This is a genomic window from Sphingomonas pruni NBRC 15498 (assembly GCF_001598455.1).
In the GTDB taxonomy this organism is placed as follows: domain Bacteria; phylum Pseudomonadota; class Alphaproteobacteria; order Sphingomonadales; family Sphingomonadaceae; genus Sphingomonas; species Sphingomonas pruni.
Genome location: NZ_BCYZ01000014.1, coordinates 14,128 through 39,952, shown reverse-complemented (window position 1 = coordinate 39,952; position 25,825 = coordinate 14,128). Strand labels below are relative to the sequence as shown.

General features: G+C 65.3%; 24 protein-coding genes. 10 read left to right on the top strand and 14 right to left on the bottom strand.

Features of this window, described 5'->3' with window-relative positions; genetic code table 11:
• Window positions 1-136: 136 nt before the first annotated feature.
• Complete coding sequence (chrA, locus tag SPR01S_RS06225; RefSeq protein WP_066586572.1) at window positions 137-1,540, top strand: chromate efflux transporter; 1,404 nt, start codon at window positions 137-139, stop codon at window positions 1,538-1,540.
• A 16-nt stretch (window positions 1,541-1,556) separates the two neighbouring features.
• Here the strand turns inward: chrA and SPR01S_RS06220 are convergent, their stop codons facing one another.
• Together SPR01S_RS06220 and SPR01S_RS06215 are read right to left on the bottom strand one after the other, a co-directional pair.
• Window positions 1,557-2,246 carry an FABP family protein gene (locus SPR01S_RS06220; RefSeq protein WP_066586570.1) on the bottom strand — a complete coding sequence of 230 codons (690 nt, stop codon included), beginning with the start codon at window positions 2,244-2,246 and terminating at the stop codon, window positions 1,557-1,559.
• Between the two features lie 17 nt (window positions 2,247-2,263).
• Window positions 2,264-2,746, bottom strand: a complete 483-nt coding sequence (locus tag SPR01S_RS06215; RefSeq protein ID WP_066586568.1) for a MarR family winged helix-turn-helix transcriptional regulator — start codon at window positions 2,744-2,746, stop codon at window positions 2,264-2,266.
• Between the two features lie 132 nt (window positions 2,747-2,878).
• Here SPR01S_RS06215 and SPR01S_RS06210 point away from each other — a divergent pair, with 132 nt between their 5' ends.
• Window positions 2,879-3,898 carry an alpha/beta fold hydrolase gene (locus SPR01S_RS06210; RefSeq protein ID WP_066586566.1) on the top strand — a complete coding sequence of 340 codons (1,020 nt, stop codon included), beginning with the start codon at window positions 2,879-2,881 and terminating at the stop codon, window positions 3,896-3,898.
• 28 nt (window positions 3,899-3,926) lie between these two features.
• Window positions 3,927-4,757, top strand: a complete 831-nt coding sequence (locus SPR01S_RS06205; RefSeq protein ID WP_066586560.1) for an oxidoreductase — start codon at window positions 3,927-3,929, stop codon at window positions 4,755-4,757.
• A 21-nt stretch (window positions 4,758-4,778) separates the two neighbouring features.
• On the opposite strand, the gene SPR01S_RS06200 is transcribed toward SPR01S_RS06205, so the two are convergent.
• The 3 genes from SPR01S_RS06200 to SPR01S_RS06190 form a co-directional block, all read right to left on the bottom strand.
• The gene (locus SPR01S_RS06200; protein ID WP_066586557.1) at window positions 4,779-5,393 is read right to left on the bottom strand and encodes a hypothetical protein; all 615 of its coding nucleotides are present in this window, start codon (window positions 5,391-5,393) and stop codon (window positions 4,779-4,781) included.
• 71 nt (window positions 5,394-5,464) lie between these two features.
• Window positions 5,465-6,067, bottom strand: coding sequence for an NAD(P)H:quinone oxidoreductase (wrbA, locus tag SPR01S_RS06195; RefSeq protein WP_066586544.1), 603 nt, complete (start codon window positions 6,065-6,067; stop codon window positions 5,465-5,467).
• Between the two features lie 102 nt (window positions 6,068-6,169).
• Window positions 6,170-6,892: a pirin family protein gene (locus SPR01S_RS06190; RefSeq protein ID WP_066586693.1), complete on the bottom strand. Its 723-nt coding sequence runs from the start codon at window positions 6,890-6,892 to the stop codon at window positions 6,170-6,172.
• Between the two features lie 112 nt (window positions 6,893-7,004).
• Here SPR01S_RS06190 and SPR01S_RS06185 point away from each other — a divergent pair, with 112 nt between their 5' ends.
• The 4 genes from SPR01S_RS06185 to SPR01S_RS06170 all read left to right on the top strand — a co-directional run bounded on the left by SPR01S_RS06185 (window position 7,005) and on the right by SPR01S_RS06170 (window position 9,550).
• Entirely contained in the window at window positions 7,005-7,919 is a 915-nt protein-coding gene (locus tag SPR01S_RS06185) for a LysR family transcriptional regulator (protein ID WP_066586540.1), read from the top strand.
• Between the two features lie 158 nt (window positions 7,920-8,077).
• A complete protein-coding gene (gene ctrA, locus SPR01S_RS06180; protein ID WP_066586538.1) occupies window positions 8,078-8,779 on the top strand; it encodes a response regulator transcription factor CtrA in 702 nt (233 codons plus the stop codon).
• Window positions 8,780-9,090: 311 nt separating this feature from the next.
• Window positions 9,091-9,303 (top strand): cold-shock protein, encoded by a 213-nt coding sequence (locus SPR01S_RS06175; protein WP_066586529.1) that lies wholly within the window; start codon window positions 9,091-9,093, stop codon window positions 9,301-9,303.
• A 61-nt stretch (window positions 9,304-9,364) separates the two neighbouring features.
• Window positions 9,365-9,550, top strand: coding sequence for a hypothetical protein (locus SPR01S_RS06170; RefSeq protein ID WP_066586526.1), 186 nt, complete (start codon window positions 9,365-9,367; stop codon window positions 9,548-9,550).
• Window positions 9,551-9,800: 250 nt separating this feature from the next.
• On the opposite strand, the gene SPR01S_RS06160 is transcribed toward SPR01S_RS06170, so the two are convergent.
• Complete coding sequence (locus SPR01S_RS06160; RefSeq protein ID WP_066586515.1) at window positions 9,801-11,456, bottom strand: amidohydrolase; 1,656 nt, start codon at window positions 11,454-11,456, stop codon at window positions 9,801-9,803.
• A 96-nt stretch (window positions 11,457-11,552) separates the two neighbouring features.
• On the opposite strand from SPR01S_RS06160, the gene SPR01S_RS06155 reads away from it, so the two are divergent.
• Window positions 11,553-12,791 (top strand): threonine ammonia-lyase, encoded by a 1,239-nt coding sequence (locus SPR01S_RS06155; protein WP_066586513.1) that lies wholly within the window; start codon window positions 11,553-11,555, stop codon window positions 12,789-12,791.
• 71 nt (window positions 12,792-12,862) lie between these two features.
• On the opposite strand, the gene SPR01S_RS06150 is transcribed toward SPR01S_RS06155, so the two are convergent.
• From SPR01S_RS06150 to SPR01S_RS06140, 4 genes are all read right to left on the bottom strand, one after another.
• Window positions 12,863-13,759, bottom strand: a complete 897-nt coding sequence (locus SPR01S_RS06150) for a DMT family transporter (RefSeq protein ID WP_066586511.1) — start codon at window positions 13,757-13,759, stop codon at window positions 12,863-12,865.
• Window positions 13,756-13,911, bottom strand: a complete 156-nt coding sequence (locus tag SPR01S_RS21470) for a metal-sensitive transcriptional regulator (RefSeq protein WP_157081991.1) — start codon at window positions 13,909-13,911, stop codon at window positions 13,756-13,758. The genes SPR01S_RS06150 and SPR01S_RS21470 overlap by 4 nt, the downstream gene beginning before the upstream one ends.
• 248 nt (window positions 13,912-14,159) lie before the next feature.
• Window positions 14,160-14,534: a response regulator gene (locus SPR01S_RS21155; RefSeq protein ID WP_169803383.1), complete on the bottom strand. Its 375-nt coding sequence runs from the start codon at window positions 14,532-14,534 to the stop codon at window positions 14,160-14,162.
• A gap of 46 nt (window positions 14,535-14,580) precedes the next feature.
• A complete protein-coding gene (locus tag SPR01S_RS06140; protein WP_066586505.1) occupies window positions 14,581-15,270 on the bottom strand; it encodes an alternative oxidase in 690 nt (229 codons plus the stop codon).
• 80 nt (window positions 15,271-15,350) lie between these two features.
• Here SPR01S_RS06140 and SPR01S_RS06135 point away from each other — a divergent pair, with 80 nt between their 5' ends.
• The gene (locus tag SPR01S_RS06135; protein WP_439646725.1) at window positions 15,351-16,898 is read left to right on the top strand and encodes a sensor histidine kinase; all 1,548 of its coding nucleotides are present in this window, start codon (window positions 15,351-15,353) and stop codon (window positions 16,896-16,898) included.
• On the top strand, window positions 16,888-17,499 hold the full coding sequence (fixJ, locus tag SPR01S_RS06130) for a response regulator FixJ (RefSeq protein ID WP_066586499.1): 612 nt from the start codon (window positions 16,888-16,890) through the stop codon (window positions 17,497-17,499). Before SPR01S_RS06135 ends, fixJ begins: the two co-directional genes overlap by 11 nt.
• A gap of 17 nt (window positions 17,500-17,516) precedes the next feature.
• Here fixJ and SPR01S_RS06125 read toward each other — a convergent pair whose 3' ends face one another.
• The 4 genes from SPR01S_RS06125 to SPR01S_RS06110 all read right to left on the bottom strand — a co-directional run bounded on the left by SPR01S_RS06125 (window position 17,517) and on the right by SPR01S_RS06110 (window position 25,823).
• The gene (locus tag SPR01S_RS06125) at window positions 17,517-18,716 is read right to left on the bottom strand and encodes an NnrS family protein (RefSeq protein WP_218016716.1); all 1,200 of its coding nucleotides are present in this window, start codon (window positions 18,714-18,716) and stop codon (window positions 17,517-17,519) included.
• 75 nt (window positions 18,717-18,791) lie between these two features.
• Window positions 18,792-21,071 (bottom strand): nitric-oxide reductase large subunit, encoded by a 2,280-nt coding sequence (locus SPR01S_RS06120; protein ID WP_066586497.1) that lies wholly within the window; start codon window positions 21,069-21,071, stop codon window positions 18,792-18,794.
• 157 nt (window positions 21,072-21,228) lie between these two features.
• On the bottom strand, window positions 21,229-22,647 hold the full coding sequence (locus SPR01S_RS06115) for an efflux transporter outer membrane subunit (RefSeq protein ID WP_066586494.1): 1,419 nt from the start codon (window positions 22,645-22,647) through the stop codon (window positions 21,229-21,231).
• Window positions 22,644-25,823 carry an efflux RND transporter permease subunit gene (locus tag SPR01S_RS06110; protein WP_066586492.1) on the bottom strand — a complete coding sequence of 1,060 codons (3,180 nt, stop codon included), beginning with the start codon at window positions 25,821-25,823 and terminating at the stop codon, window positions 22,644-22,646. The genes SPR01S_RS06115 and SPR01S_RS06110 overlap by 4 nt, the downstream gene beginning before the upstream one ends.
• Between the last annotated feature and the right edge of the window lie 2 nt (window positions 25,824-25,825).

The window sequence follows — 25,825 nt, the reverse complement described above, 5'->3', positions numbered from 1 at the left end:
CTTCATCGCCCCGCCGGAACCGACATCGGGCAACTGCCATCGAGCAGCGGGTCCGCGCAGCCGTTCCGACCCCCGGCATTGACAAGCGTTCGGCGACATTGCTCATGGCCATGGTCTCACGCGGCGAGGCTCCGGCATGACCACGACAACGTCCGGCGCCGAGGCGCCCGTAACCCGCCCGCAGCCGGTGTCGCTCGGCGAGGCTTTCTGGGTTTGGCTGCGCATCGCCGCATTGTCCTTCGGCGGGCCCGCTGGACAAATTGCGGTGATGCATCGCATCCTGGTCGAGGAGAAACGCTGGATCGGCGAGCACCGATTCCTGCATGCGCTTAATTATTGCATGCTGCTGCCCGGCCCGGAGGCGCAACAGCTCGCCACCTATATCGGCTGGCTGATGCACCGGACAAGGGGCGGGATCATCGCCGGCGGCCTGTTCGTGCTGCCGGGGGTGGTGGCGATCATGGCGCTGAGCTGGATCTACGTGCTGTACGGCCATGTCGGGCTGGTCGTCGGACTGTTCTTCGGCCTGAAATCGGCGGTGCTCGCGGTCGTGCTGCAGGCGGTGGTGCGGATCGGCGGCCGCGCGCTCAAGAACAATGCGATGCGGACATTGGCGGGCAGCGCCTTCATCCTGATCTTCTTCCTCAACGCGCCGTTCCCGCTGATCGTGCTCGGCGCGGGGCTGATCGGCTATTGTGCCAGCCGCGCCGGCATCGCCGCCTTTATAGTCGGCGGCGGCCATGGTGCGAGCAAGGGAACGATCGTGTCCGACGCGGATACGTTGCTCGGCGAGGAACTGCCGGCCCATGCGAACCCGACATTTGGCCAGGCGGTGCGGCAAGCGTCGCTCTGGCTAATATTGTGGCTGGCGCCGGTCGCCGCGTTGCTCCTGCTCCTCGGGCCGAGCGACGTCTTCACGAAGATCGCGGCATTCTTTTCGACGATGGCGGTCGTCACTTTCGGCGGCGCGTATGCGGCGCTCGCTTATGTCGCGCAGCAAGCGGTTGAAGGCTATCACTGGCTGACCGCGAAGGAGATGCTCGACGGGCTGGGCATGGCGGAGACGACGCCCGGCCCGCTGATCATGGTGCTCCAGTTCGTCGGTTTCATCGGCGCCTATCGCCACCCCGGAACGCTCCCGCCTTTACTCGCCGGCACGCTCGGTGGTTTGCTTGCGACCTGGGTGACGTTCATCCCCTGTTTCCTGTGGATATTCCTCGGCGCGCCCTTCATCGAGCGGTTGCGTGGCAATGTCGCCTTGTCGGGCGCGCTCTCGGCGATCACCGCGGCAGTGGTCGGCGTGATCCTGAATCTCGCGATCTGGTTCGCGATTCACACGATCTTTCGCTCCACCGTACCGGTAATCGCCGGACCGATCCATTTCGCGGCGCCGGTGGTAGCGAGCGTCGATCCCTGGGCAGGGGCGCTAGCCGCGCTCGCGATCCTGGCGGTGTTCCGCTTTAGGACCGGCATGTTTGCCACACTCGGCGCCGCGTCGGCGATCGGCATTGCGCTGAACCTAGCGGGGATCGTCCGGTGATAGTCGATCGGATCCTCTATTCGGCCGTTGCTGCCGGAGTGGCATCGTGCGCACCTTGCGCTTTGCGTGCCGCGATGATCTGCGCCCAGGGATTGGGGGCGGGATCGCTGATTCGCACCAAGGTGTTCTGATCGCGATGCGCGAACGGCTTGTCCTGTCCGTGAACCGCAAGGGTCGTGTCGGTGACATAGCTCCACGACCCGTCGGCGTTGAACGTGATCGTGATGCGGTAATGGTCGGTACGGAAGGCATATTCGAGGAAGGCGGTCGAGCAGATGCCATATTGGGTCTGGCCGCGCTCGGCATCGACCGTAATCGTGTCGGCATCGGCGGTGGCGTGGCCGGCGGCGAGCGCGACCTGACCGCGCGGGATCGCCAGCGTCTGCATCACCAGCCCCGTGGCGGGCTCCCATAACCAATAGCCGACCTGGTCGTGGAAGGTGATGTCCTCTTCGGCCGTGGTGATGTGGATGTGATAGCGCAGGCCGTAGAAGAGCTGCGGGCCGTTGGCTTGCGGATCGATCGGCTGGAAGTCGATCCGTTCGATGAATTCGCGGCGTTCGGGGCCTTCCGCCTTGGGATTGAGGTCGATGCCCTTGCGCGCTTCCCAACCGCCGGCGAGCCGCCGCAACGGGCCGAGATTGGCGAGTGTATCGGGGTCGACATCGGTGGGTTCGGTGAAGATGTCGGCGGGAAAGGGCGTCATGAGCGGGTCCTTCAGGATCAGGCGGGCTCGGAGTCGACGACGGCAGGGTCGACGCTCCGGAGCAGATTGTCGCGGAGCCGGGTAACATCGCGCTGCAACCGGCGGAAGTCGTCGGGTGTCAGGCCCGCGGCCTGGACCAGCGTGCGTTGCGCGCCCGTCTCGCGCAATGCCCGCCCGGCAGGAGTCAGGGTAACGATGACCTGCCGCTCGTCGGCGGGGTCGCGCCGCCGCACGACATAGCCCAGCGCCTCGAGCTTCTTGAGGATCGGCGTGAGCGTGTTCGATTCGAGGAACAGCCGCTCGCCCAGCGCGCCGACCGTCAATCCATCCTCTTCCCACAAGGCGACGATCGCGATCCACTGCGTATAGGTGACGCCGAGCGCATCGAGGATCGGCTTATAGGCGCGACCATAAGCGAGATTGGCCGAATAGACCGCGAAACACAGGAAATCCGCCAGTTTCGGCATGGCGGGGGCGGGCGCATCGTCCTTCACATTCATCCTTCCAACAGCGGCAGGTCGCGGCTCCGATATAGATCGCATGCGATTAAATCGGAAGAGTTGACATGATGCAGCAAACTGGTAGATATATCGTATACGATCTAATCGTGCCCGATAAAAAGGAGAAAGCAGATGTCCATCACGCTCACCGATCGCCGCACTCTGCTCGGCTTCGCCGCCGTCGCCGGTGTCGCCAGCCAGATCGCGCTGCCGCGGCTCGCGGGCGCCGCCACCGTATCGGCAGCCGCACCCTGGTCCAGCTTTCAGCGGATCGACGCCGGCGACCTCAGCATCGAATATGCCGATGTCGGACCGAGGAGCGGCAAGCCCGTGATCCTGCTTCACGGCTGGCCTTATGACATCCACGCCTTCGCGGAAGTGGCCTCGCTGTTGGCGCGCGCGGGCTATCGCGTCATCGTCCCGTTCCTGCGCGGCTATGGCGGCACCGTCTTCCGTTCGGCCGATACCCCGCGCAACGCGCAGCAAGCGGCGCTGGCGGTCGACGTCATCGCGCTGATGGACGCGCTCAAGATACCGCGTGCCGTGATCGGTGGGTTCGATTGGGGCGCGCGCACCGCGAACATCGTCGCGGCTCTATGGCCCGATCGCTGTCAGGCGATGGTGTCCGTGAGCGGCTATCTGATCGGCAGCCAGAAGGCGAACGAGGCGCCCTTGTCGCCCGCCGCGGAGCTCGCCTGGTGGTATCAATTCTATTTTGCCACCGAGCGCGGCCGGCTGGGGTATGAGCGCAACCGTCACGATTTCGCGAAGCTGATCTGGCGCACCGCGTCGCCGAAATGGAATTTCGGCGACGCGACGTTCGATCGTTCGGCCAAGTCGCTCGACAATCCCGACCATGTCGCGATCACCATCCACAATTATCGCTGGCGGCTGGGACTGGCAGAGGGCGAGGCGAGGTTCGACGATCTCGAGCGTCGCCTCGCCCAGGGACCGACTATCGCGGTTCCGACGATCACGATGGAAGGCGACGCGAACGGCGCACCGCATCCTGACCCGGCGGCCTATGCGGCGAAATTTACCGGCCGCTATGCCCACCGTCTGGTTTCGGGCGGCATCGGGCACGATCTCCCGCAAGAAGCGCCCAAGGATTTCGCCGACGCCGTCCTGCAGGCGGCGGCGCTGTCCGCTTGAGCGTTCCCCGATTCGAAGAGGTGATTCGATGACACGCAACTGGTTGGTGACCGGTAGTTCCCGCGGTTTCGGCCGTGCTTTATGCGAAGCGATCCTGGACTCGGGCGACAGCCTGCTGGCGACCGCGCGCGACCTCGCCCAGCTCGCCGGCCTGGGCGACGGCCGCGCCGGCCGGCTGGTGACCGCGCCGCTGGACGTTACCGACGAAACCCAGGCGCGACATGCGGTCGCAACTGCCATCGCCGAATTCGGCGCGCTCGACGTGCTGATCAACAATGCCGGTTATGGCGATATCGGATCGGTCGAGGACACTTCGCTCGCATCCTATCGTCGCCAGATCGAAACCAACCTGTTTGGCACGATCATCATGACCAAGGCCGTCATCCCGCATATGCGGGAGCGCCGTCAGGGTCATATCGTCCAATTTTCCTCGGTCGGCGGACGGCGCGGCGCGCCGGGGCGCTCGGCCTATTCGGCGGCGAAATGGGGAGTCGAGGGATTCTCCGAAGTGCTGGCCGGCGAGATGGCATTGATCGGGGTGCGGGTGACGATCGTCGAGCCCGGTGGCTTTCGCACCGATTTCGCCGGATCCTCGACCACGATCGAGGCGGGGCGGCCGGAATATGACGCGGTGGTCGGCGCCGCGGCACGGATGCAGCGCGCCTATGACGGCAACCAGCCCGGCGATCCGCGGCGCGGCGCGAAGGCTGTGCTCGATGTCGTGAACGCCGAAAACCCACCTCTGCGGCTGCCGCTCGGCAAGGACGCGGTCGACGCGATCGAGGCAAGCGACCGCGCGCGGCTGGAGGAGTTGGAGCGGTGGCGGGAGCTCAGCTGCTCGACCGATTTCGCATCATAGCCGAACGTCGGTAGGCCCGCCCTAATGCTCGAACCGCACCAGGCAGAGACCGGGAAAGCCGCCTTGCGCCTGATGCCATTGGCCGTTCCAGGTACCGTTGACGGCGCGCGCCGCTTCGGGACAGCGAAGGTTGGCGTCGCCCTGGCTCGCGATCGCGCCACCCTCCACGCCACGCAGCACGCCAGCCTTGTCGCCGCCGGCGGCGCCGACGCCATAGCGGACCGGGCTGTTGTTCCAGAAGCCGTCGGACGATGCAAGCGGCGGCAACGTCCGGGCTGGCGGATTGGCCGGCGCGGCGCCGACACCCGCCGCCGCTCCGGTCACGTCATAGAGATCGGCATAGGATCCGCCATTCTCGGTGTAGCGGATCTTCTTGCGATACAGGTCGATCTGGACACGGACGTTGCGCGCCGGGTCGAACAGGAACACCGACCATTCGTCGCGCGCGTCCTCGACAAAGGCATTGGTTTGCTTGCCCGATTTGTCGAATTCGGCCCAAGCGCGCGGACCGGTCTGACGATAGGTACCTTGGGGATAGGTGACGCTGCGAACATTGGCGCCGGTCGCCGGCGCGTCGGTCGCGCCCGCCGGCGCAACGGCAAATATCGCGATCGCGGCAATCGTCGCCCTGAGCATCGTCCGCCTCCTCTATGGCCGGGTTGCGACCATAAGGGAGGCGGAGCGATCGGGCTAGGTGCTCAGCCGGTTCAGGCGGCGAGTTTGGCCGCGACTTCGGCGACGCGACGGCCCTGGTAGCGGGCACCGTCGAGATCGTTCTGGCTCGGCTGGCGGCTGCCGTCGCCATCGGCGATCGTGCTGGCACCATATGGCGAATTGCCGTGCACTTCCTTGACGCCCATCTGGCCGGCAAAACCATAATCGAGCCCGACGATCGTCAACCCGAAATGCAGCAGGTTGGTGATGATCGAGAACAGGGTTACTTCCTGGCCGCCATGCTGGGTCGCGGTCGAGGTGAAAGCCGCGCCGACCTTGCCGTTGAGCGCACCGCGCATCCACAGGCCACCAGCCTGATCGAGGAAGGAGGCCATCTGGCTCGACATGCGGCCGAAGCGGGTGGGCGAACCGACGATGATCGCGTCATATTCGGCCAGCTTGTCGATCCCTTCGATCACGGGATGCGAGATGTCGGCCTTGAACCCGGCGGCCTTGGCGACTTCGGCAGGCGCGGTCTCGGGAACGCGGCGGATATCGACTTCGGCACCGGCGCTACGCGCGCCTTCCGCGACGGCATCGGCCATCTGCTCCATATGGCCGTAGGACGAATAATACAGGACGAGAACCTTGGTCATTGGGGAACTCCTTCGGTGGTTTGATGGGAGGCCCCCTCCCCGGGGGTCAGGGAGGGGGCTGGGCCGGCGCGTTGGGAGGAACGCCGTGCCGGCTCGGGGGGATCAATCGGCGTCGACCAGCACCAGTTCGGCGTCGTCGAGCGCCTTGATCTCGATGGTCTGACCGCCCGAAATCGCTATGCCGTCGCGCGCCTCGTAACGCTCGCCGTCGATCTCGACCGCGCCGGTGGCGGGGACGAGATAGGCGTGCCGGCCCTCGGCCACTGCGTGGCTGATGCTCTTGCCCGCCTTGACGGTGGCGCCCATCACCCGGGCGTCGGCGCGGATCGGCAAGGCGCCTTCATCCTCGGCGAACCCGCTGGCGAGCGTCACGAACTTGCCCGAACGGCCATCCTTGGGAAACGGCTTGGCACCCCAGGACGGCGAGCCGCCGAGACGCTTGGGCTCGATCCAGATCTGGAAGAGCGTCGTCGATTCGGGTTCGAGATTATATTCGGCATGGCGGACGCCTGTGCCGGCGCTCATCACCTGAACGTCGCCGGCTGCGGTGCGGCCGACATTGCCCATCGAGTCCTGGTGCGTGATCGCGCCCTTGCGCACATAGGTGATGATTTCCATGTCCCGATGCGGATGCGGCGGAAAGCCCGAATTGGGGCCGATCTCGTCGTCGTTCCACACGCGGATCGAGCCCCAGCTCATCCGTTTGGGATCATAATAGTCGGCGAAACTGAAATGATGACGGGCCTTGAGCCAGCCGTGATCGGCACGGCCCAGGCTGTCGAAAGCGCGCCGCTCGATACGGGTGGCAATATTGGTGTAGGTCATGAAAACCTCCATTCGTTGTCGCCAAGATAGGCATGATCGGCATCGCGTAAATGGAAACGATTGAAACCAATCGTTTCGCATTATAGACCCATCCCGTTCACCGGGAGGAATCATGAAGCTACCCGATTTCGAGGCCTGGGCTATCTTCGCAACGGTGGCGGAACACCGCTCGTTCAGCGGCGCGGCGGATGCGCTGGGCGTATCCAAGGCGACAGTTTCCAAGGCGATCACCCGGCTCGAACAGTCGCTCGGCACCTCACTGTTCCACCGGACGTCGCGCCGGCTGACGCTGACGCAAAGCGGCGAAAGCCTCAGCGAGCATGCCCAGCGTATCCTGGCCGAGGGGCAAGCCGCCGAGGAGAGCGCGCACGATGCCGCCGCGGCGCCGGTCGGGCTGATCCGCATCGCCGCGCCGCTGACGTTCGGCATCCGCCATGTCGCGCCCGTCGTCGCCGATTTCATGGTCGAGCATCCCGGAGTTCATGTCGACCTGAGGCTGTCCGACGCGAAGGTCGACATCGTCGCCGAGGGGTTCGACATCGCGCTGCGTATCGCCGATCTGCCCGACAGTTCGCTGCGCGCGCGGCGGCTGGCGCCGGTCGAGACGCGCATCGTCGCCTCCCCGCTCTATCTCGACCGGCGCGGACGGCCGAAACATCCGCTCGAGCTCGGCGAGCATGACATCTTCGCTTATGCCAATGTTCCCAGCACGACCTGGACCTTTCGCGGTCCGGAGGGCGAGGAGGTCGCGGTACGCCCCAACGGGCGCTTCACCAGCGACAATGGCGACGCCAATTTGCCGCTGCTCCACGCAGGCCTGGGGATCGCGCGCCTGCCCGATTTCATCGTCGATGAGGAGATAGCGGCAGGACGGCTCGAAGCCATTCTCACCGACTGGAAAGGTCCGTCGATCGCGCTTCATCTCGTCACCCCGCCAAGTGCGTTGAGGCCGGCTCGCGTAGAACTCCTGATTGAGTTCCTTGCTGCCCGATTTAAGGAATTATGCGCGTCGCAAACGCGGCATTAAGCGGCTTGCGACTCACGTTGACACGCCGCGACTCGCGGAGTCAGGCCGGTTAGCGAAGAATTAACCTTTGTCCTTCAGATGTGCTTAGGTTAATGGAATGTGTCGAGTGTGGGCGGCCGACGGGGGCAGCTTGCCGCGAGGGACAGGGGATTTCGCTGATGCGCGTGTTGCTGATCGAGGACGAGCCGACGACGGCCAAGGCCATCGAGCTCATGCTGACGACCGAGGGCTTCAACGTCTATACGACGGACCTTGGCGAGGAGGGCTTGGACCTCGGCAAGCTCTATGACTACGATATCATCCTGCTCGACCTGAACCTGCCCGACATGCACGGCTATGACGTGCTCAAGAAACTGCGCACCGCGCGGGTCCAGACGCCGGTGCTCATCCTGTCGGGTATCAGCGAGATGGACTCGAAAGTCCGCTCGTTCGGCTTCGGCGCCGACGATTACGTCACCAAGCCTTTCCACCGCGAAGAACTGACCGCGCGCATCCACGCCGTGGTCCGCCGCTCGAAGGGGCATTCGCAGTCGGTCATCAAGACCGGCAAGCTGGCGGTGAATCTGGATGCCAAGACCGTCGAGGTCGATGGCGCCCGCGTCCACCTGACCGGCAAGGAATATGCGATGCTGGAGCTGCTGTCGCTCCGCAAGGGCACGACGCTCACCAAGGAAATGTTCCTGAACCATCTCTATGGCGGGATGGACGAGCCCGAGCTCAAGATCATCGACGTGTTCATCTGCAAGCTGCGCAAGAAGCTCAGCCTGGCGACCGATGGCGAGAATTACATCGAGACCGTCTGGGGCCGCGGCTATGTGCTGCGCGACACCGACGAGGTCGAGGCGGCGCAGGTCGCCTGACCCGAAGCTCAAAGATTAAAGGGGGACGGGGGCCGCGGTGTCGCAAGACACCGCGGCCCTCATCTTTTTCCGAGACGAACAGCCCGCACCCAACCAAAATTATCTGTTTAAAAAAACGCGCGCGGGCGGAAAAAAGGACAATATTCCAGCGCTATTCCGCAGCCGCTCTTTCAAATTTGGGCGGGACGCGCTACATCTTTCTCGCTAGAGTCGCATATCGACGGTTTTCGGCGCTGCGGCACCACTCCTTCTTTCCCTGCCCCTTGAGCGGCAAGTCTTCATCCAGAAGACCGAAATCGAAGGAAATATTCATGGCCATCACTGGCACCGTCAAGTTTTTCAACGCCACCAAGGGGTTTGGCTTCATCTCCCCCGATTCCGGCGGTGAGGATTCGTTCGTTCACATCAGCGCGGTCGAGCGCGCAGGCATGGCGACGCTGGAGCAGAACCAGCGCGTATCGTACGAACTGGAAGCTTCGCGGAACGGCAAGATGGCGGCCTGCAACCTGCAGAACGCCGACTGACGCCAAGTTCATACGGCGGCGCGATCCCGCGCCGCCGCTTTCCCCAAGCCGGAGAACCGCCTTGGCGCAAAATACTTTTCGAGAGAATGCGGCCGCCGCGCAAGCGGATGCCGACGCCGCGACATTGGACAATGTCCGCGATCGCTGCCTGCGGGCCGCGGCGGCATGGGAAGCCATGGCCGAACGCCAGGAACGGGTCGAACGCGCCCGCGCCCAGAACCGGCCGGCCGACGCACTGGCCGACTGATCCGATGCGAGCCGCGGTCGAGGGGCTATGTGCTTCGATCACGGCCCCGTCGCGCGGCGGTTCACCAACGACCATTCACGCCAAGCCGATTGCCGCAGCGGCGCGCCGACCCACGCCGATGTCGACCGCTTCTCGCCACTCGCGCCGTGCAAATGCATGACCAGGACGATCGGACGACCTGATAACGGCGCGTGGCTGGCGCGGCTGCGTTCAAACCGATAATTTTAAACCCGGGGAATGGCGAAGAAGGTCATCCCTGCTTTCGCACGTATACCTTGCGACCGCCGATCCAGGTTTCCTCGACTTTGGTCTGGCGCAGGTCGCTCGGGCTCGCCAGCATCGGATCGCGGTCGACGATGATGAAGTCGGCCAGCTGGCCCGGCGCGAGGCGGCCGAACTTGTCCTCGGCGAAACCGGCATAGGACCCGCCCTGGGTGAACGCCCACCAGGCTTGTTCGCGCGTCACCTTTTCCTCGGGCCGCCAACCGCCGAACGGCTCGCCATTGGCATCCTGGCGGGTGAACGCGGCGGCCCAGCCCGCCCAGGGGTCGGGGCTTTCGACCGGATAATCCGAGCCGAATGCCAAGGGGACGCCGTTCCTGAGCATCGTCGCCCAGGCATAGGCGCCCACCAGCCGGTCCGGGCCGAGCCGCGCCTCCGCCATCGCGCGGTCCGACGTCGCGTGAGTCGGCTGCATCGATGCGATCACCTTCAGGGTGGCAAAGCGCGGCAGGTCGGCCGGGTCGATGATCTGGGCATGTTCGATCCGCCAGCGGCGGTCGCCCTTATAAGTGTTCGACATCGCCTCGATCGCGTCGAGCACCTGGCGATTGGCGCGGTCGCCGATCGCATGGACCGCGACCTGGAAGCCGTCCATCGCCGCGCGGCTCATATAGTTCTGCAGCACGTCGTCGGTCATGAACCCCGCGCCCGACTGCCCCGGCGCGTCGCTATAGGGCTTGAGCAGCCAGGCACCACGCGAGCCGAGGGCGCCGTCTGCGAACAGCTTGACCCCGGCCATGCGCAAGCGGTCGTCATACAGCCATGGCGTCGGGCCGTTGCCGCCGATCCTGACCGCGGTGTCGACGCCGAGCCCGTAACTCATGATCCTCACGCGCAGCGCGCCACGGTCGCCGGAGCGGCGCATCGCCAGCCAATCGTCCATCGACGTGCCCATGTCCGACGTCGCGGTGATGCCGAAGGCGAGCAGGATCTCCTGCGCTTTCGCCAGCGCGAGGTCGCGTTCCTTGGGCAAAGGCTGAGGCACGACCTTTTCGACCAATTGCTGCGCCGCATCGACGAACACACCGGCGGGCTGGACGCCGATCTTTTCGATACGGCCGCCCGGCGGCGTCGCGGTCTTGGCGGTGACGCCTGCTTCGCGGATCGCCGCGCTATTGGCCCAGCTGGCATGCCCGTCGGCGCGCTCGAGCCAGACCGGACGATCGCCGACCACCGCATCGAGATCGGCTGCGGTCGGAAAGCGGCCCAGCGCCCATTTCTCCTGGTTCCAGCCGCCGCCGATGATCCACTTTTTCTCGGGATTGGCGGCTGCATAAGCGGCGATCTTGGCCTTGGCCTCGTCGAGCGATTTGGTGTCCGACAAATCGAGTTCGAGCGCGCGGAAGCCGAGGTCGACGACATGGCCATGCGCATCGATGAACCCCGGGAGCAGGGTCCGCCCCTTCTGGTTCGACAGCCAGTCGAGCTTGTCGGGCCGCTTGTCGCCCGACTGCATCAGCTTCTTCACCTTGCCGTCTGCGCCGATCAGCACGCCGCTGAAGTGGATCACCCGGCCATCGGCATCCATCGTGATGCCGTTGACATTGTCGATCAGCCCGTCCGCCAGAGCAGGAGTCGCGATCATCGACAGCGCGACGGCCGCCCCCACCAGCTTACGGATCATTCGCGGCCAACTCCCGTTTCTTGCGCTCAAAACGCTGCGCTGCGGCGGGCATAAGCCGTGTTCCCCCGCCGCGCTAGATCGTCTAGGCGAGCCGGCATGACTCCCTCCGAAACGACCGCCGTCCTCCCCGTCACCATCGAAGACGTCCGCGCCGCGCATGAACGCATTCGCGATTCGATCGTCCGCACGCCGACCTTCATCAGCAAGACGCTGAGCGAGCTGACCGGGGCGACGGTTTATCTCAAGTTCGAGAATCTCCAGTTCACCGCCGCCTACAAGGAACGCGGCGCGCTCAACACCTTGCTCCAGCTCGATGAAGCGGCACGCGCCAAGGGTGTGATCGCGGCGTCGGCGGGCAATCATGCGCAGGGCCTCGCCTATCACGCGCACCGGTTGGGCATTCCGGCGACGATCGTGATGCCGACCAACACGCCGATCGTGAAGGTGACGCAGACCGAGGGGCATGGCGCCAAGGTCGTGCTCCACGGCGACACGTTCGACGCGGCCTATGCCCATGCCCGCCAGCTCGAGCAGGAATGCGGCTTCACCTTCGTCCACCCGTTCGACGATGCCCGCGTCATCGCCGGCCAGGGCACGGTCGCGGTCGAGATGCTGGAGGACGTGCCAGCGATCGACACCTTCCTGACCCCGATCGGCGGCGGCGGCCTGATCAGCGGCATGGCGGTGGTCGCCGCGGCGGCGGATCATCCGATCGAAGTGGTCGGCGTCGAGGCCGAGCTCTATCCCTCGATGTACAACCGCATCAACGGCACCCAATATCCGTGCGCCGGCGACACGCTGGCCGAGGGCATCGCGGTCAAGGAACCGGGCGGCATCACCTCGGCGATGGTTCGCGAGCTGGTCGATGATATCGTCCTGGTCAGCGAACGCAGCCTGGAGCAAGCGGTCAGCCTGTTGCTGCAGATCGAGAAATCGGTGGTCGAGGGCGCGGGCGCGGCAGGGCTCGCGGCGCTGCTCGAACATCCCGAGCGGTTCAAGGGCAAGACCGTCGGCATCGTGCTGTGCGGCGGCAATATCGACACGCGCCTGCTCGCCAACGTGCTGCTGCGCGACCTCGCGCGGTCGGGCCGGCTGGCGCGGTTGCGCATCCGCCTGCAGGACCAGCCGGGCGCGTTGTTCAACGTCGTGCGGATCTTCAGCGACCAGCGGGTCAACATCATCGAAGTCTATCACCAGCGCGTGTTCACCACCTTGCCCGCCAAGGGCCTGATCACCGACATCGAATGCGAAGCGCGCGACCGCGCGCATCTCGACCGGCTGGTCGCTGCGCTGAAGGCGGCGGATTACGAGGTGACGCCGGTCGAGCTGGCCTGAAGATCGGAGCCGCATTGGCCGCCCTACCGGTGGCGGGCTGACAGCTTGGAAGGAGCCTCTGTTCGGCAGAGCTAGCGGCTTGCCTCTTCCGGGCGCTCTTCCGTTAGGTGCAGCCATACGCCAAACGCCATCAGCAGCCCGGCGCCAAGGAGCGACCAGCTCCATGCTTCGCGCAACAGGACCAGGCTGAGGACCGCGCCGAGGAACGGTGCGGTCGAGAAATAGGCGCCGGTCCGTGCTGCGCCGACCTGGCGCAATGCCAGCACGAACAGCACCAGGCTGATTCCATAACCGAATAGCCCGATCAGGCCTGAGAGCGCGATCGAGCCCGCGGGCGGTAAGGCAGCCCCAGCCGCCAAGGCGAGGCTGACGTTCACGATTCCGGCAACCAGCCCTTTCACCGCCGCCAGCGCGGGTGCATCGGCGTGCGAAATCCGCGACGTGCAATTGTTGTCGATCGCCCAGCACAGGCAGGCCGCGCCGATCGCGAGCGCGCCGCCGACCACAGCCCGGCCCGATCCTCCGCCGAGCGACAGCAGCGCGGCCCCGGCGACGATCGATATCATCCCGAAACCGATGCGGAGGTTGAACGGCTCGCGAAAGACGATCCACGCGATCAGCGCGGTGAAAACCCCTTCCAGCGTCAACAGCAACGATGCCGCCGATCCGGTCACCGTCGTCAGCCCGAGCATCAGCAGCGCCGGTCCGGCCATGCCGCCGAACACCACTGCCGCCGCCAGCCAAGGCAAATCGGCTCGCTTGAACATCCAGCCCGCCTGGCCGCTGGCGATGCGGAATATGGTCAGGCCGATGCCCGATCCGAGATACAGCAGTCCTGCGAGCATCAGGGGATCGATACCCGACACGACCGCCTTGGCGGCGGGCGTGGAAGCACCGAACAAGGCGGCGGCGGCGATCGCCAGCAATCCGCCTTTGCGTATGTCGCCGAGCGCGAAGGGCTTTGTCACAGATATTTGGCCAGGTTCGCGATGCGCGTCAGTTGTTCTCGGCCGGCCTCGGTCAGCCGTCCGGTCGCAGTCTCATGGAGATACTCTCTATGGTCGATGATCAGCACCTTCTTGGCGGCGTCGATCGCGCCGATCGTCGTCGAGCACGACACACGCGCCCTCGCGGCGCGCCTTTAGACCGACGACTCTCGCGCGGCAATGCCAGGTTAGCGAGGGACGGTCGGCGAGCGCGTCGGACAGCGCGCGGCGAATGAGATGATTGGCGACGCGATGCCCCAGGGGGTCGCTATCCGCCGCATCGGGCGCGGACGACAATGACTATAACTATTGCCCGTTGTGCGCCCTCGCCGGGCCCGACGGAAAGGCGCGGGCGCGAACCCGACGCGTACCTTCCGTTCTCTTAGCTTTGATCGCGGCGCGGGGCGACTGTGTCCAAGGCCTCGACCAGCGCGTCGCAGAGTAGGGGCTTTTCGACCAACTGTGCTCCCGCCAGCGCTACCAGATCGCGCAATCGACGCGAAGGGTTGCTGGTGATCAGGATCGCCGCCGACTGGTCGCCGCGTTCGCGCAACCGCGCCAGCAGTTGCAACCCGTCCATGCCGGGCAGGCGATAGTCGAGCACCATGCCGGCATGACCGGTCGGTGGTGCGGCGGACAGCAATGCCTCCGCGCTGGCATAGGCACCGACCTCGAATCCCTCGACTCCCAGCGCGAAGGCGATCGCCGAGCGGACCGACGGATCGTCATCTACCAGCAGGATGGCGGGGCGGGGCATGCCGGGTCTCGCGAGCGGCGGCGGGCCAAGCCCGCCGCTGATCACCTCACGCCGCCTGCTTCCAGGATGGTTCGATCGCCTGGTGAGGCGGGCAGGGCGCGATCGCGCCTTGCGGCACACCGGCAAGCTCATTGGCATAGCCATGATTGACGTCGCGATGATGCGCTTCGTCGGCGCGGACCACGAGCACGACGTCGCGCAACGTAGCATCGTCGGCGAGGCCCCAATAGCGCTTCGCGATTTGCGGCGCGGGGCCGTTTTCGGAGCGGCCCTCATCGATCTCGGCGAGGTAATGAGTATAGCTGATCACCGCCTCTTCCTCGAAATAGCCGACGACGCGGTGCGCGGTTTTGGAACTGATCAGATAGAGGGCGAAAAAGGCGAGATAGAACAGCCATTGTACGCCGATGATGACCGCGCGCTCGTACCAGGTCGGCTGGCACACCTCGACGAACGTCATGAGGTGCATCCGCTCGTTCTCGGCTTCATCCATCAACGTCTTGATCCAGCCGCGATCGTCGCACATCCTGCGTAGGCATTTCAGGTGATTGATCGTCGCGCCGACCATTCCCGGCACCGCGGCCACCGTTTCCAGCACCACCGCGCGATGGCCGTAGCGCTCGGCGAAGAACGTGTCAGCAACCCAGCGCAAGGTCTTGGTAAAACCGAGCGCTATGCGATCCGATGCGCCTTTCGGGGCGTGATGGATGGAAAGATCGACGAAGGGGGCGGTCACTGGGAATCTCCTTTCCGACGGGGCACTTGACCCCTTGGGTTACTTGGCGCGATCTAGGTCGCGTCGGCGGGAGCGGGAATTTGGGTCTTCATCCTAGGGGACGTACCGGAGGCGCCGGCGAGGCTTTTCGGTCGGCGCTCAAGCCTCGCGCGCCGGTACGGCTGGTGGAGCGTGCGAGCGCGGTGAGGACGATGCTGATCGCGCTCGGCGTGATTGCATTGGGATTCGCGGCTCGGCTGGGGCTCGATCCGCTGCTCGAAAAACGCGCGACCTACATTTTCTTCGTGCCCGGCGTGGTGGTCGCCGCGATCGGTGGCGCCAGGACCGCCGTCGTTGCGACTATCGCCGGCGCGGCGGCCGGCGTGGCCGGCGATGCGATCACCGGGCAGCTACTGGTCGGCGATTGGGTCGCGGCCGGGGTATTCCTGGTCGTCGGCGCCGCCATCGCCGCAGGCGGCGCCTGGCTCGAACGCGCGCGGTCGGGCGAAGCGGCGACGCTGCGCGAACTTGCCCAGCGGGAGGGGCACCTCACCTCGATCCTGCAGACGGTGCCCGACGCCATGATCGTGATCGATGAGGGCGGATTGATCCGCGATTTCAGCGACACCGCCGAACGCCAGTTCGGCTGGACAGCCGAAGAGGTCGCCGGGCGCAATGTCAGTATGCTGATGCCGTCGCCCTATCGTGAAGCGCATGACGGCTATCTCGAGCGCTATTACCGCACCGGAGAACGGCGGATTATCGGGCTTGGTCGCGTCGTCGTCGGCGAGCGCAAGGACGGATCGACTTTTCCGATGGAACTCTCGGTCGGCGAATTACGCCTTCCCGAGGGGCGCTTTTTCACCGGTTTCGTCCGTGATTTGACCGAGCGCCAGCAGACCGAGACTCGCCTGCAGGAACTGCAGACGGAACTGGTCCACGTCTCACGCCTGACCGCGCTCGGCGAGATGGCGTCCGCGCTGGCGCACGAGCTCAACCAGCCGCTGAGCGCGATCGGCAATTATCTGATGGGCAGCAAGACGCTGCTGAAGCGCGACGAAGTACCGCAGGATCGCGTCATGGAGGCACTCGACCATGCCGCCAGCGAGGCGTTGCGCGCCGGCGAGATCATCCGCCGCCTGCGCGATTTCGTCTCGCGCGGAGAGACCGAGCGCCGGCTCGAAAGCCTGCCCAAGCTGATCGAGGAATCGAGCGCGCTCGCGCTGGTCGGCGCCAAGGAACACGGCATCCGCGTCCGTTTCGACCTCAGTCCCGCAGTCGACCTGGTCCTGGTCGACAAGGTGCAGGTTCAGCAGGTGATCCTGAACCTGATCCGCAACGCGATCGACGCAATGAACGAAAGCGAGCGCCGTGACCTTGTTGTGCGCGTGACGCCGGACGGGGACGACATGGCGCTGGTCACGGTCTCCGATACCGGCCCGGGAATCCGCCCGGATGTCGCCGATCAGCTGTTCCAGCCCTTCGTCACGACCAAGCGCACTGGCATGGGGGTGGGGCTTTCCATATGTCGCACGATCGTGGAGGCGCATGGCGGCCGCATCTGGGCGGGACCGAATGACGGTGGCGGTGCGGTGTTCCGCTTCACCATCCCGAGCGTGGGAAAAGAGGAATTGGCCAATGTCGGGTGACTCGGTTGTGCATGTGATCGACGACGACGAAGGCGTCCGCTCGTCGCTCGCCTTTCTGCTCGACTGTTCGGAAATCGCCACCCGCACGTACGAATCGGCCGTGCAGTTCCTGAAAGCCGTGCCGACGATGGAACATGGCTGCATCATCACCGATGTGCGCATGCCGGAAATGAACGGCCTGGAGCTCGTTGCCAAGCTGAAGGCGATGGGCGTTACCGATCCGGTGATCGTCATTACCGGTCATGCCGATGTGCCGATGGCGATCCAGGCAATGCACGCCGGCGTATCGGACTTCATCGAAAAGCCGTTCAGCGACGAGGCGATCCTGATCGCGGTGCGCGCGGCGCTCGCCGAGCTACAGAGCAAGGGCGAATTGGAGCGCGAGCGCGACTTGTTCCAGCATCGCCTCGCCAGTCTATCGGGACGCGAGCGCGAGGTGATGGAGGGATTGATCGAGGGGAAGGCCAACAAGGTGATCGCCTATGACCTCGATATCAGCGCGCGGACTGTCGAGGTTTATCGCGCGAACGCCATGACCAAAATGGGCGCGCGCACGCTGTCCGAACTGGTACGGATGGTGATGATCGCGCGGCTGGCTTAGCCTGCTTTTGCGGGCGCTCAGGGCCGTCCGTCGGGCCGCGGGCCGAGCAGTTTGGGCCCATAGCTCAAAAGATAGAGCAGGAAGGCGCCGCCCCAGAGCAGTCCGGCCAGCGCGACCGTGGCGATATAATCGAACGGCAGCATCGGCGCGGCGAACCGCACGACCGCGCCGAGCGTGACCAGCAGATAGATCGCTTGGGTTGCCCCGTCTGCCCGTAGCTCGCGGCCGGTATGGCCCAGGGTCGCGCGGGTCATCACCGCCAGCGTCATCGACGCCAGGGCGCCCGCCGCCAGCGCGTGCACCGCCGAGGATCGTGGTATGCACCAGACGAAGCGGCTTGCGCCGAGCAGCAGCAGCCCGAGCGGCAGCCAGACATAGGCGATGTGCAGGATCAGCACCAAAGATTCGCGCCACGTCCGCCAGCCCGACCAGCGCGCCAGGCGGACCATCTGCAGCAGGCCGGCGGCGATCAGCAGGCCGCCGCTTACCGCGGTATCGGGCAGCGCAGTCCAGGCGAGCAGGGCCACCGCGGTCGTCGCGAGCGTGGCGATGTCGAAGCGATCGGGCTGGCTGGGAAGGCCCTTCACATCGCCGCGCTTGCTCAGCCAGTTGCGCGTGAATGACGGTATGATGCGTCCGCCGATCAGCGACACCAGCATCAGGATGACCGCGAAGCCCAATCGCCAGCCGAGGCCGGCCGGCACCGCGGCACCGAGCGCTTCGGCGTGGTCGAGCGCGTCGGCGATGCCGAACAATCCGACCGCAACCACGACCGGGAGATTGCGGTTCTTGGCGGCGAGTACTTCGCGCGCCGCGACGAAGGCGAGTGTGGCGAGAAATCCGACGTCCAGCGCAATCGCCGGCAGCGCGCCAATGACGGCGGAGAGCAATATTGCGAGCCGCGCCGCGATCCACAAACCGGCGAGTCCGGCCAACCGCGCGCCTGCGATCGGCAAGCGACCCGTCCAATTGGGAATGGCGGTCATCAGGAATCCGGCGATGACCGCGCCCAAATAACCGAACAGCATTTCGTGACGATGCCAGGCGAGCGGATCGAGATAGGTCGGCAGGGTGATGGTGCCGGCCAAGGCGAGCATCCAAAGCGCGACGACGATCATCGCCCACAGCGCACCAAGGAAGAAGAACGGCCGAAAGCCGCCCCTGAGCACCGGCGGCAGCCGCATCAGCCGATCATGGCGGTCGTTTTCGGGGCGCATGGCGAAAGTCTCGTGTCGAAAAGGGAGCGGGGAACAGGGCCGACGATGCGTCCCGATCCCCCGCGGCAGTGCCGGCTATTCGGCGGGCACCAGTTCCGGTGTCGGGTAGGTCCGCACCACGGTCGGGCTGCGAAGGAGCAGCAACCGGGCGAGGAACAGCGCAAGCAGGATCGCGCCGCACCCGAACACGATGTCGCCGGGTACCCGCATCCAGACCAGCGTCTCCATCACCTTGCTGTGGACGACCGCCGGCGAGCGCGCATACCAGAAGCCGTGGGTGACGCTCTGATAGGCCTGGTACAGGCCCGCCGGGACCAGGCTGAGGAACACCATCGCGCCAAGCCCGATGTTGAGCGTCCAGAAGGTCGGCTTCAGGATCGCGTCCGACCAGACCGCTTCGCGATAGGCGGTGCGCAGGCAGAACAGCATCAGCCCGATGCCGAGCATCCCGTACACCCCGAACAGCGCGGCATGACCGTGGCTGGCGGTGAGGTTGAGGCCCTGGACGTAATAGAGCGAGATCGGCGGGTTGATCGCAAAGCCCAATATGCCGGCGCCGACGAGGTTCCAGAACGACACCGCGACGAAGAACAGGATCGGCCATTTATAGGTCTGCACCCATGGTGCGGCCTTGGTCATGCGATAATTGTGGAAGGCCTCCACCCCCAGCAATGCCAGCGGGACCACTTCCAGCGCCGAGAACATGGCGCCCCAGGCGATGACCGGCGTGGTCGTGCCTGAGAAATAGAGGTGGTGCAGCGTGCCGAGGATGCCGCCGGTCAGGAACACGGTGGTCGAGAATACCACGGCGGCATTGGCCGCACGTGCCCGCACCAGCCCTAGCCCGGCAAAGATCAGCGCGATCACCGCCGTGGCGAACACCTCGAAAAAGCCTTCGACCCACAGGTGGACGACCCACCAGCGGAAATATTCGATCATCGAGAGCGAGCTGTGGCGACCCCAGGTCAGCGCGGCGCCAAAGAACAGGCCGATGCAGATCGTCGACACGAACACCATGCCGATAAGGCCACGGCTTTCCGATGGCGTCTTGAGCGCCGGCCACAAGGCGCGGCCGACAAGGGTCAGCCAGATCATCAGCCCGGCGAACAACAGGATCGCCCAGAAGCGGCCGAGATCGACGAACTCGAGCCCCATGTGCCCGAACCAGAAATTACCCGCGCCATGCCCCAGCTTCTGCTGAACGCCCAGCCACTCGCCGACGAACGATCCGATCACCACGACCAGCAACGCAACCCAAAGCACGTTGACACCAAGGCGCTGGAACTTGGGCTTGTGCCCCGACAGCATCGGCGCGACATAAAGGCCCGTCGCCAGCCAGGCAGTGGCGATCCAGAAGATGCCAAGTTGGGTGTGCCAAGTCCGGGTCAACGAATAGGGAATGACGTCGGAGATAGGGATGCCATAGAAATCCTGACCCTCGACCGCGTAATGCGCGGTGATCGCTCCCAGCAGGACCTGGGCCAGGAACAGCCCGACCACGGTGACGAAATATTTGGTGGTCGCCTTCATCGACGGCGTCGGCGTCATCGACAGCAGCGGATCGCTGGCCGGGGTCGCCACATGATCTTCCTCCCCGCGCCGGGCTTGGTGCCAGGTCAGCCAGCCAATACCGGCGATCAGGAACAGCACGCTCGCGATCGACCACATGCCGAGCGACCCGGAGGGCAAATTGCCCACCAGCGGGTCATGCGGCCAATTGTTGGTATAGCTGATCGCCGCTCCCGGCCGGTTGGTCACGCTGGCCCAGGACGTCCAGAAGAAGAACGCGCCCAATTTGGCGCGGTCGCTGTCGCTGCTCAGTGACCGTTCCGGAATAGCATATTGGGTGCGCAGCGGACGGAGCGCCGGGTCGGTACTGAACAGCCGGACATAATGATCGGCGACCAGACCGATCGCCTGGGCCCGCTCCGCGGACACGGTGATCGTGTCGGTCGCGGGATCGTAGCGGTTGGTGCGAAGCTCGGTTTTGAGCCGCGCCTGGAGCGCGGCCTGCTGCTCGGCGGTCAGGTCGGCGAACGCCTTGCCCGCGTCGCGCTTCGCCCAGATATCGAGCAACGTGGTCGCCTCGCGGTGCAGCCAGTCGGCGCTCCAGTCGGGCGCGACATAGCTGCCATGCCCCCAGACCGAGCCGAGCTCCATGCCGCCCAGGCTCTGCCAGACCTCGCGGCCCGACTGGATGTCGTCGCGGGTGTAGACGGTGGCTCCGTTCGCGACCGCGACCCGGTTGGGCACCGGCGGCGCCTGCACGTAGATTTCCCGGCCGAGAAAGCCGAGCACCGCGAAGGAGGCGACGAAGATCGCCCCCAGCCACAGCCATAGCCGTTTCGAATTCATTATGATTAGCCCCCCTCCAGATCAGGGATCGAGAAGGGTTGGGCATAGGATCGCCGGCCGAGCGGCGAAATTTGGGTACGCGCCCTAGGGTATATACCGGAGGCGGACGCGAGAAGCGCCGCGGCCGACGCAGCACGTCACGGGCATGCGGACGAAGTTAACCCGCCGGCGCCTTGGGCCCGTCCTTGGTCGCCTCGACGAGCGAGTCCCCGCCCAACGCGCGATACAGCGTGACCAGGTTGCCGGCCCGAACGAGCTGGGTGTTGATCAGCGTCTGTTGCGCCGAATAATAAGAGCGCTGCGCGATGAGGCTGTCGAGATAGGAATCGATCCCGCCGCGGTAGCGCATGTCCGACAGCTTGTAATTGTCCGCCGCGGCATCGCGCAGGTCGCGCGTCGCGGTGAGCTGGGCGGTCATCGTGCCGCGCCGTGCCAGCGCGTCGGCGACTTCGCGGAACGCGGTCTGAATGGTCTTTTCATAGGTCGCCAGCGCGGCATCGCGTTGCGCCTTGGTCACGTCGACATTGGCCTTGCCGGCGCCGGCGCGGAAGATCGGATAGCTCGCCGCAGCTCCGGCCTGCCAATTGAATGCTCCGCCGGTGAATAGCGAGCCAAGCGCGTTGCTGACGAAGCCGGCCAGGCCAGTCAGGCTGATCTTCGGGAACAACGCCGCGCGCGCCGCGCCGATCTCGGCATTGGCCGCGCGCAACTGATATTCGGCCTCGACCACGTCGGGCCGCCGTAACAGGATCGACGAATCGAGGCCGGCGGGGATCTCGGCCAGGGTCGCGCCCGCCTCGTCGATCGAATTGGGTAGATTAGCGGGATCGACGGGCGCGCCGACCAGCAATTGCAAAGCATTGACATCCTGCGCCAGCGCGGTGGTCTGCTGGGCGACGTCGGCCCTGGCCGTGTCGAGGGTCAGTTGCGCCTGGCGCAGATCGGTGCGCGGCGCGATCCCGCCGTTCAGGCGTTTCTGCGTCAGCTCGACGCTGATCTGGGCGCTGGCCGCGGTATCCTGCGCGATCTTGAGCAGGCTCTTGTCCGAGGCATAGGTCAGCCACGCATCGGCAATGTCGCCGATCAGCGTCAGCCGCGTCGCGCGCGCCGCCGCCTCGGTCGCGAAATAGCTGTTGAGGGCGCGGTCGGATTCCGAGCGGATGCGCCCGAACAGGTCGACTTCGAACGCGTTGATGCCGACATTGGCATCGAAGCTGGACTTGGCGCCGGTCGCGCCCTGGCCGCCGCGGAAGGTGGCGCCGGCGCCGGCATCGACCTCGGGAAACAATTCGGCGCGCTGGATGCGGAACTGGCCTCGCGCCGCGGCGATATTGGCGGCGGCGACGCGTAGGTCGCGATTATTGGCCAGCGCCTGGACGATCAGCGTCTGCAGCCGCGGGTCGCGGAACACGTCCTGGTAGCGCACGGTCGGCAGCGCCGCTTCGCTGGTGCGCAGATAGGCGTCGCCGACCGGCCAGCTCTGTGGCACCGGCGCTGCGGGGCGCTCATATTTGGGCGCGAGCGAGCATGCGGTCAGGCTCGCCATCATCGTCACGGCGGTGAGCTTGCGGATCATGCCGTGGCCTCCGGTTCGGCCGGCGGCGGGGCCGGGTGCTCGTGGTGGAGGTGCTTCAACGCGTCGCGCGTCGTGCGGCGGACCAGCACGAAGAACAACGGGATGTAGAACACCGCCAGGATCGTCGCGGTCAGCATGCCGCCGATCACCGCGGTGCCGATCGCGACGCGGCTGTTGGCGCCGGCCCCGGTCGCGATCGCCAGCGGCAGAACCCCGAAGATGAAGGCGAAACTGGTCATCAGGATCGGGCGGAGACGAATGCGCGCGGCTTCCAGCGCGGCTTCGATCACCCGCTTGCCGGACTTCTCCGCTTGCTCCGCGAATTCGATCATCAGGATCGCGTTCTTGGCCGCCAGGCCCATCGTCGTCAGCAAGCCGATCTGCAGATAGACGTCGTTCTGCAAGCCGCGCAGCGTCACCGCGAACACCGATCCGACCAGCCCGAGCGGAATGATCAGCAGCACCGCGATCGGGATCGTCCAGCTCTCATAGAGCGCCGCCAGGCACAGGAACACGACCAGCAGCGACAGGCCATAGAGGATCGGCGCCTGGCCCGAGGACAAACGCTCCTGATAGGACGCGCCGCTCCATTCGATCGAGGTGCCCGGTATCTTGGCGGCCATCTCCTCGATCCGCTTCATCGCGTCGCCCGAGCTCTTGCCCGGCGCCGACTGGCCGGAAATTTCGTACGAGGAAATGCCATTGAAGCGGCTCAGCGAGGTCGGCGCGTTCGACCAGGAGATGGTCGCGAAGGAAGAGAACGGGACCATCTGCCCGTTCGAGCCGCGGACGTACCATTTGGCGATGTCCTCGGGCGACGAGCGGTACGGCGCATCGCCCTGGACATAGACCCGCTTGACGCGGCCGCGGTCGTTGAAGTCGTTGACATAGCTGCCGCCCCAGGCCGTCGACAACGTCGCGTTGACGCTGGCCTGGGTCAGCCCCAACACCGACAGCTTCTGGGCGTCGGTGTCGACCTTGAGCGTCGGCTGGTCGGGCAGGTCGCTCGGGCGCACCGCGGCGAGCGTCGGATCGGCGCGCGCCTCAGCCAGCAATTGGTCGCGCGCTGCCCGGAACTGATCGCGAGTCAGGCCACCGGTATTCTCGAGCTCGACGGTGAATCCCGACGACTGGCCCAGACCGCGCACGGCGGCCGGGACCGTCGCGTAGAATTCGACATCGCGCAGCCCGCCAAGCGCCTTGGTCGCACGGTTGGTGATCGCATCGGCGCCGTTCTCGCTGCCCTTCCGCTCGCTCCAGTCCTTTAGCGCGACGAAGCCACGCCCGGCATTCTGGCCGCCACCACCGCCGCCGCCCGTACCGGACACGCTCAATATGGCGGCTGTATTCTTGCCTTCGGTCTTGAGGAAATAATTCTCGATCGTCTTTTGCGCCGCTTGGGTGCGGTTGATCGTCGCGCCCGCCGGCAGGTTGAACTGGATCTGCGCGAAACCCTGATCCTCGGTGGGCAGGAAGCCGGTCGGCAGCCGCACGAACAGGATCACCAGGATCGCGATGACGCAGGCATAGATCGCCAGGAACAGCCATTTGCGGTCGACCACTCTGCTCACCCGGTCGGTGTACCAGTTCACCATCCGCTCGAAATTGGTGTTGAACCAGTCGCGCGCCTTTTCCGTATGGCGATAGACCCAGCCCTCGTGTCGCTCTTCTTCCTTGCGCTTGAGCAAGGTCGTGGTCAGCGCCGGGGTCAGGATCAACGCGACGACCACCGACAGCACCATCGCCGACACGATCGTCAGCGAGAATTGGCGATAGATCACGCCGGTCGATCCGCCGAAGAACGCCATCGGCAGGAACACCGCCGACAGGACCAACGCGATCGCGACCAGCGCGACCTGGATCTCGCTCATCGACTGGATGGTGGCGTCGCGCGGGGACATCCCCGGATTCTCTTCCATCACGCGTTCGACATTCTCGACCACGACGATCGCATCGTCGACCAGCAGGCCGATCGCGAGGACCAGGCCGAACAGAGTCAGCGTGTTGATCGAGAAGCCCGCGACGGCGAACACGCCGAATGTTCCGAGCAGCACGACCGGCACGGCGATCGTCGGGATCAGGGTCGCGCGCCAGCTTTGCAGGAACACGAACATGACGATGACGACCAGCACGATCGCCTCGAACAATGTCTTCACCACGTCGTCGATCGACAGCTTGATGAAGGTCGTCGAATCGTTGGGGAAATCGTAGGCGAAGCCGGGCGGGAAGTTCTTCGACTGGGTCTCGATCTCTTTCTTGACCAGCTCGGCGGTGGTCAGTGCGTCGGCGCCCGGCGCCAGGCTGACCGCGATGCCCGCCCCAGGATGGCCGTTGACCCGGCTGACGATCGCGTAGCTTTCCGAACCGAGTTCGATCCTGGCGACATCGGACAGGCGAACGGTCGACCCGTCGGGCTGCGTCTTGACGACGATGTTGGCGAATTGCGCCGGGGTCGAGAGGCGCGACTGCGCGGTGACCGTCGCGTTCAGCATCTGATCGGGGCCGCTCGGCACGCCGCCGACCTCGCCTGCCGCGACCTCGGCATTCTGCGCGGTGATCGCCGTCGTGACGTCGGCCGGCACCAGGCTGTAGCTTTGCAGCTTGTCGGGGTTGAGCCAGATGCGCATGCCATATTGCGCGCCGAACACATTGGTGTCGCCGACGCCGGGGATGCGCCCGATCGAGTCCTGCAGGTTGGACACCAGATAGTCGGAGACGTCGAGGTTCGTCTTCTGGTCGGTGGTGTCGTAGATCGCCGCGATCAGCAGGAAGTCGGGGTTCGACTTGGTTACCGTCAGGCCCTGTTGCTGGACCTGTTGGGGCAGGCGGCTCAGCGCCTGCTGGACCTTGTTCTGGACCTGGACCTGCGCGATGTCGGGATTGGTACCCTTCTGGAACGTCGCGCTGATCGTCACCTGGCCGCGCGACGACGAGTTCGAGCTGAAATAGAGCAGGCCGTCGATGCCGGTCAGTTGCTGCTCGATCACCTGGGTGACGCTATTTTCCAGCGTGACCGCCGACGCGCCCGGATAGCTCGCGCGGATATTGACTTGCGGCGGCGCCACGTCGGGGAATTGTTCGACGGGTAGCGTGAAGATGCTGCCCAGGCCGACCAGCATGATGATGATCGCGATGACCCAGGCGAAGATCGGCCGGTCGATGAAGATGCGCGACATGG

What these genes read in the sequence shown, in the direction of transcription:
- chrA (WP_066586572.1), top strand. Translation starts at nt 137, where the DNA reads ATGACCACGACAACGTCCGGCGCCGAGGCGCCCGTAACCCGCCCGCAG.
- SPR01S_RS06220 (WP_066586570.1), bottom strand. Translation starts at nt 2,246, where the DNA reads ATGACGCCCTTTCCCGCCGACATCTTCACCGAACCCACCGATGTCGAC.
- SPR01S_RS06215 (WP_066586568.1), bottom strand. Translation starts at nt 2,746, where the DNA reads ATGAATGTGAAGGACGATGCGCCCGCCCCCGCCATGCCGAAACTGGCG.
- SPR01S_RS06210 (WP_066586566.1), top strand. Translation starts at nt 2,879, where the DNA reads ATGTCCATCACGCTCACCGATCGCCGCACTCTGCTCGGCTTCGCCGCC.
- SPR01S_RS06205 (WP_066586560.1), top strand. Translation starts at nt 3,927, where the DNA reads ATGACACGCAACTGGTTGGTGACCGGTAGTTCCCGCGGTTTCGGCCGT.
- SPR01S_RS06200 (WP_066586557.1), bottom strand. Translation starts at nt 5,393, where the DNA reads ATGCTCAGGGCGACGATTGCCGCGATCGCGATATTTGCCGTTGCGCCG.
- wrbA (WP_066586544.1), bottom strand. Translation starts at nt 6,067, where the DNA reads ATGACCAAGGTTCTCGTCCTGTATTATTCGTCCTACGGCCATATGGAG.
- SPR01S_RS06190 (WP_066586693.1), bottom strand. Translation starts at nt 6,892, where the DNA reads ATGACCTACACCAATATTGCCACCCGTATCGAGCGGCGCGCTTTCGAC.
- SPR01S_RS06185 (WP_066586540.1), top strand. Translation starts at nt 7,005, where the DNA reads ATGAAGCTACCCGATTTCGAGGCCTGGGCTATCTTCGCAACGGTGGCG.
- ctrA (WP_066586538.1), top strand. Translation starts at nt 8,078, where the DNA reads ATGCGCGTGTTGCTGATCGAGGACGAGCCGACGACGGCCAAGGCCATC.
- SPR01S_RS06175 (WP_066586529.1), top strand. Translation starts at nt 9,091, where the DNA reads ATGGCCATCACTGGCACCGTCAAGTTTTTCAACGCCACCAAGGGGTTT.
- SPR01S_RS06160 (WP_066586515.1), bottom strand. Translation starts at nt 11,456, where the DNA reads ATGATCCGTAAGCTGGTGGGGGCGGCCGTCGCGCTGTCGATGATCGCG.
- SPR01S_RS06155 (WP_066586513.1), top strand. Translation starts at nt 11,553, where the DNA reads ATGACTCCCTCCGAAACGACCGCCGTCCTCCCCGTCACCATCGAAGAC.
- SPR01S_RS21155 (WP_169803383.1), bottom strand. Translation starts at nt 14,534, where the DNA reads ATGCCCCGCCCCGCCATCCTGCTGGTAGATGACGATCCGTCGGTCCGC.
- fixJ (WP_066586499.1), top strand. Translation starts at nt 16,888, where the DNA reads ATGTCGGGTGACTCGGTTGTGCATGTGATCGACGACGACGAAGGCGTC.
- SPR01S_RS06125 (WP_218016716.1), bottom strand. Translation starts at nt 18,716, where the DNA reads ATGCGCCCCGAAAACGACCGCCATGATCGGCTGATGCGGCTGCCGCCG.
- SPR01S_RS06120 (WP_066586497.1), bottom strand. Translation starts at nt 21,071, where the DNA reads ATGAATTCGAAACGGCTATGGCTGTGGCTGGGGGCGATCTTCGTCGCC.
- SPR01S_RS06115 (WP_066586494.1), bottom strand. Translation starts at nt 22,647, where the DNA reads ATGATCCGCAAGCTCACCGCCGTGACGATGATGGCGAGCCTGACCGCA.
- SPR01S_RS06110 (WP_066586492.1), bottom strand. Translation starts at nt 25,823, where the DNA reads ATGTCGCGCATCTTCATCGACCGGCCGATCTTCGCCTGGGTCATCGCG.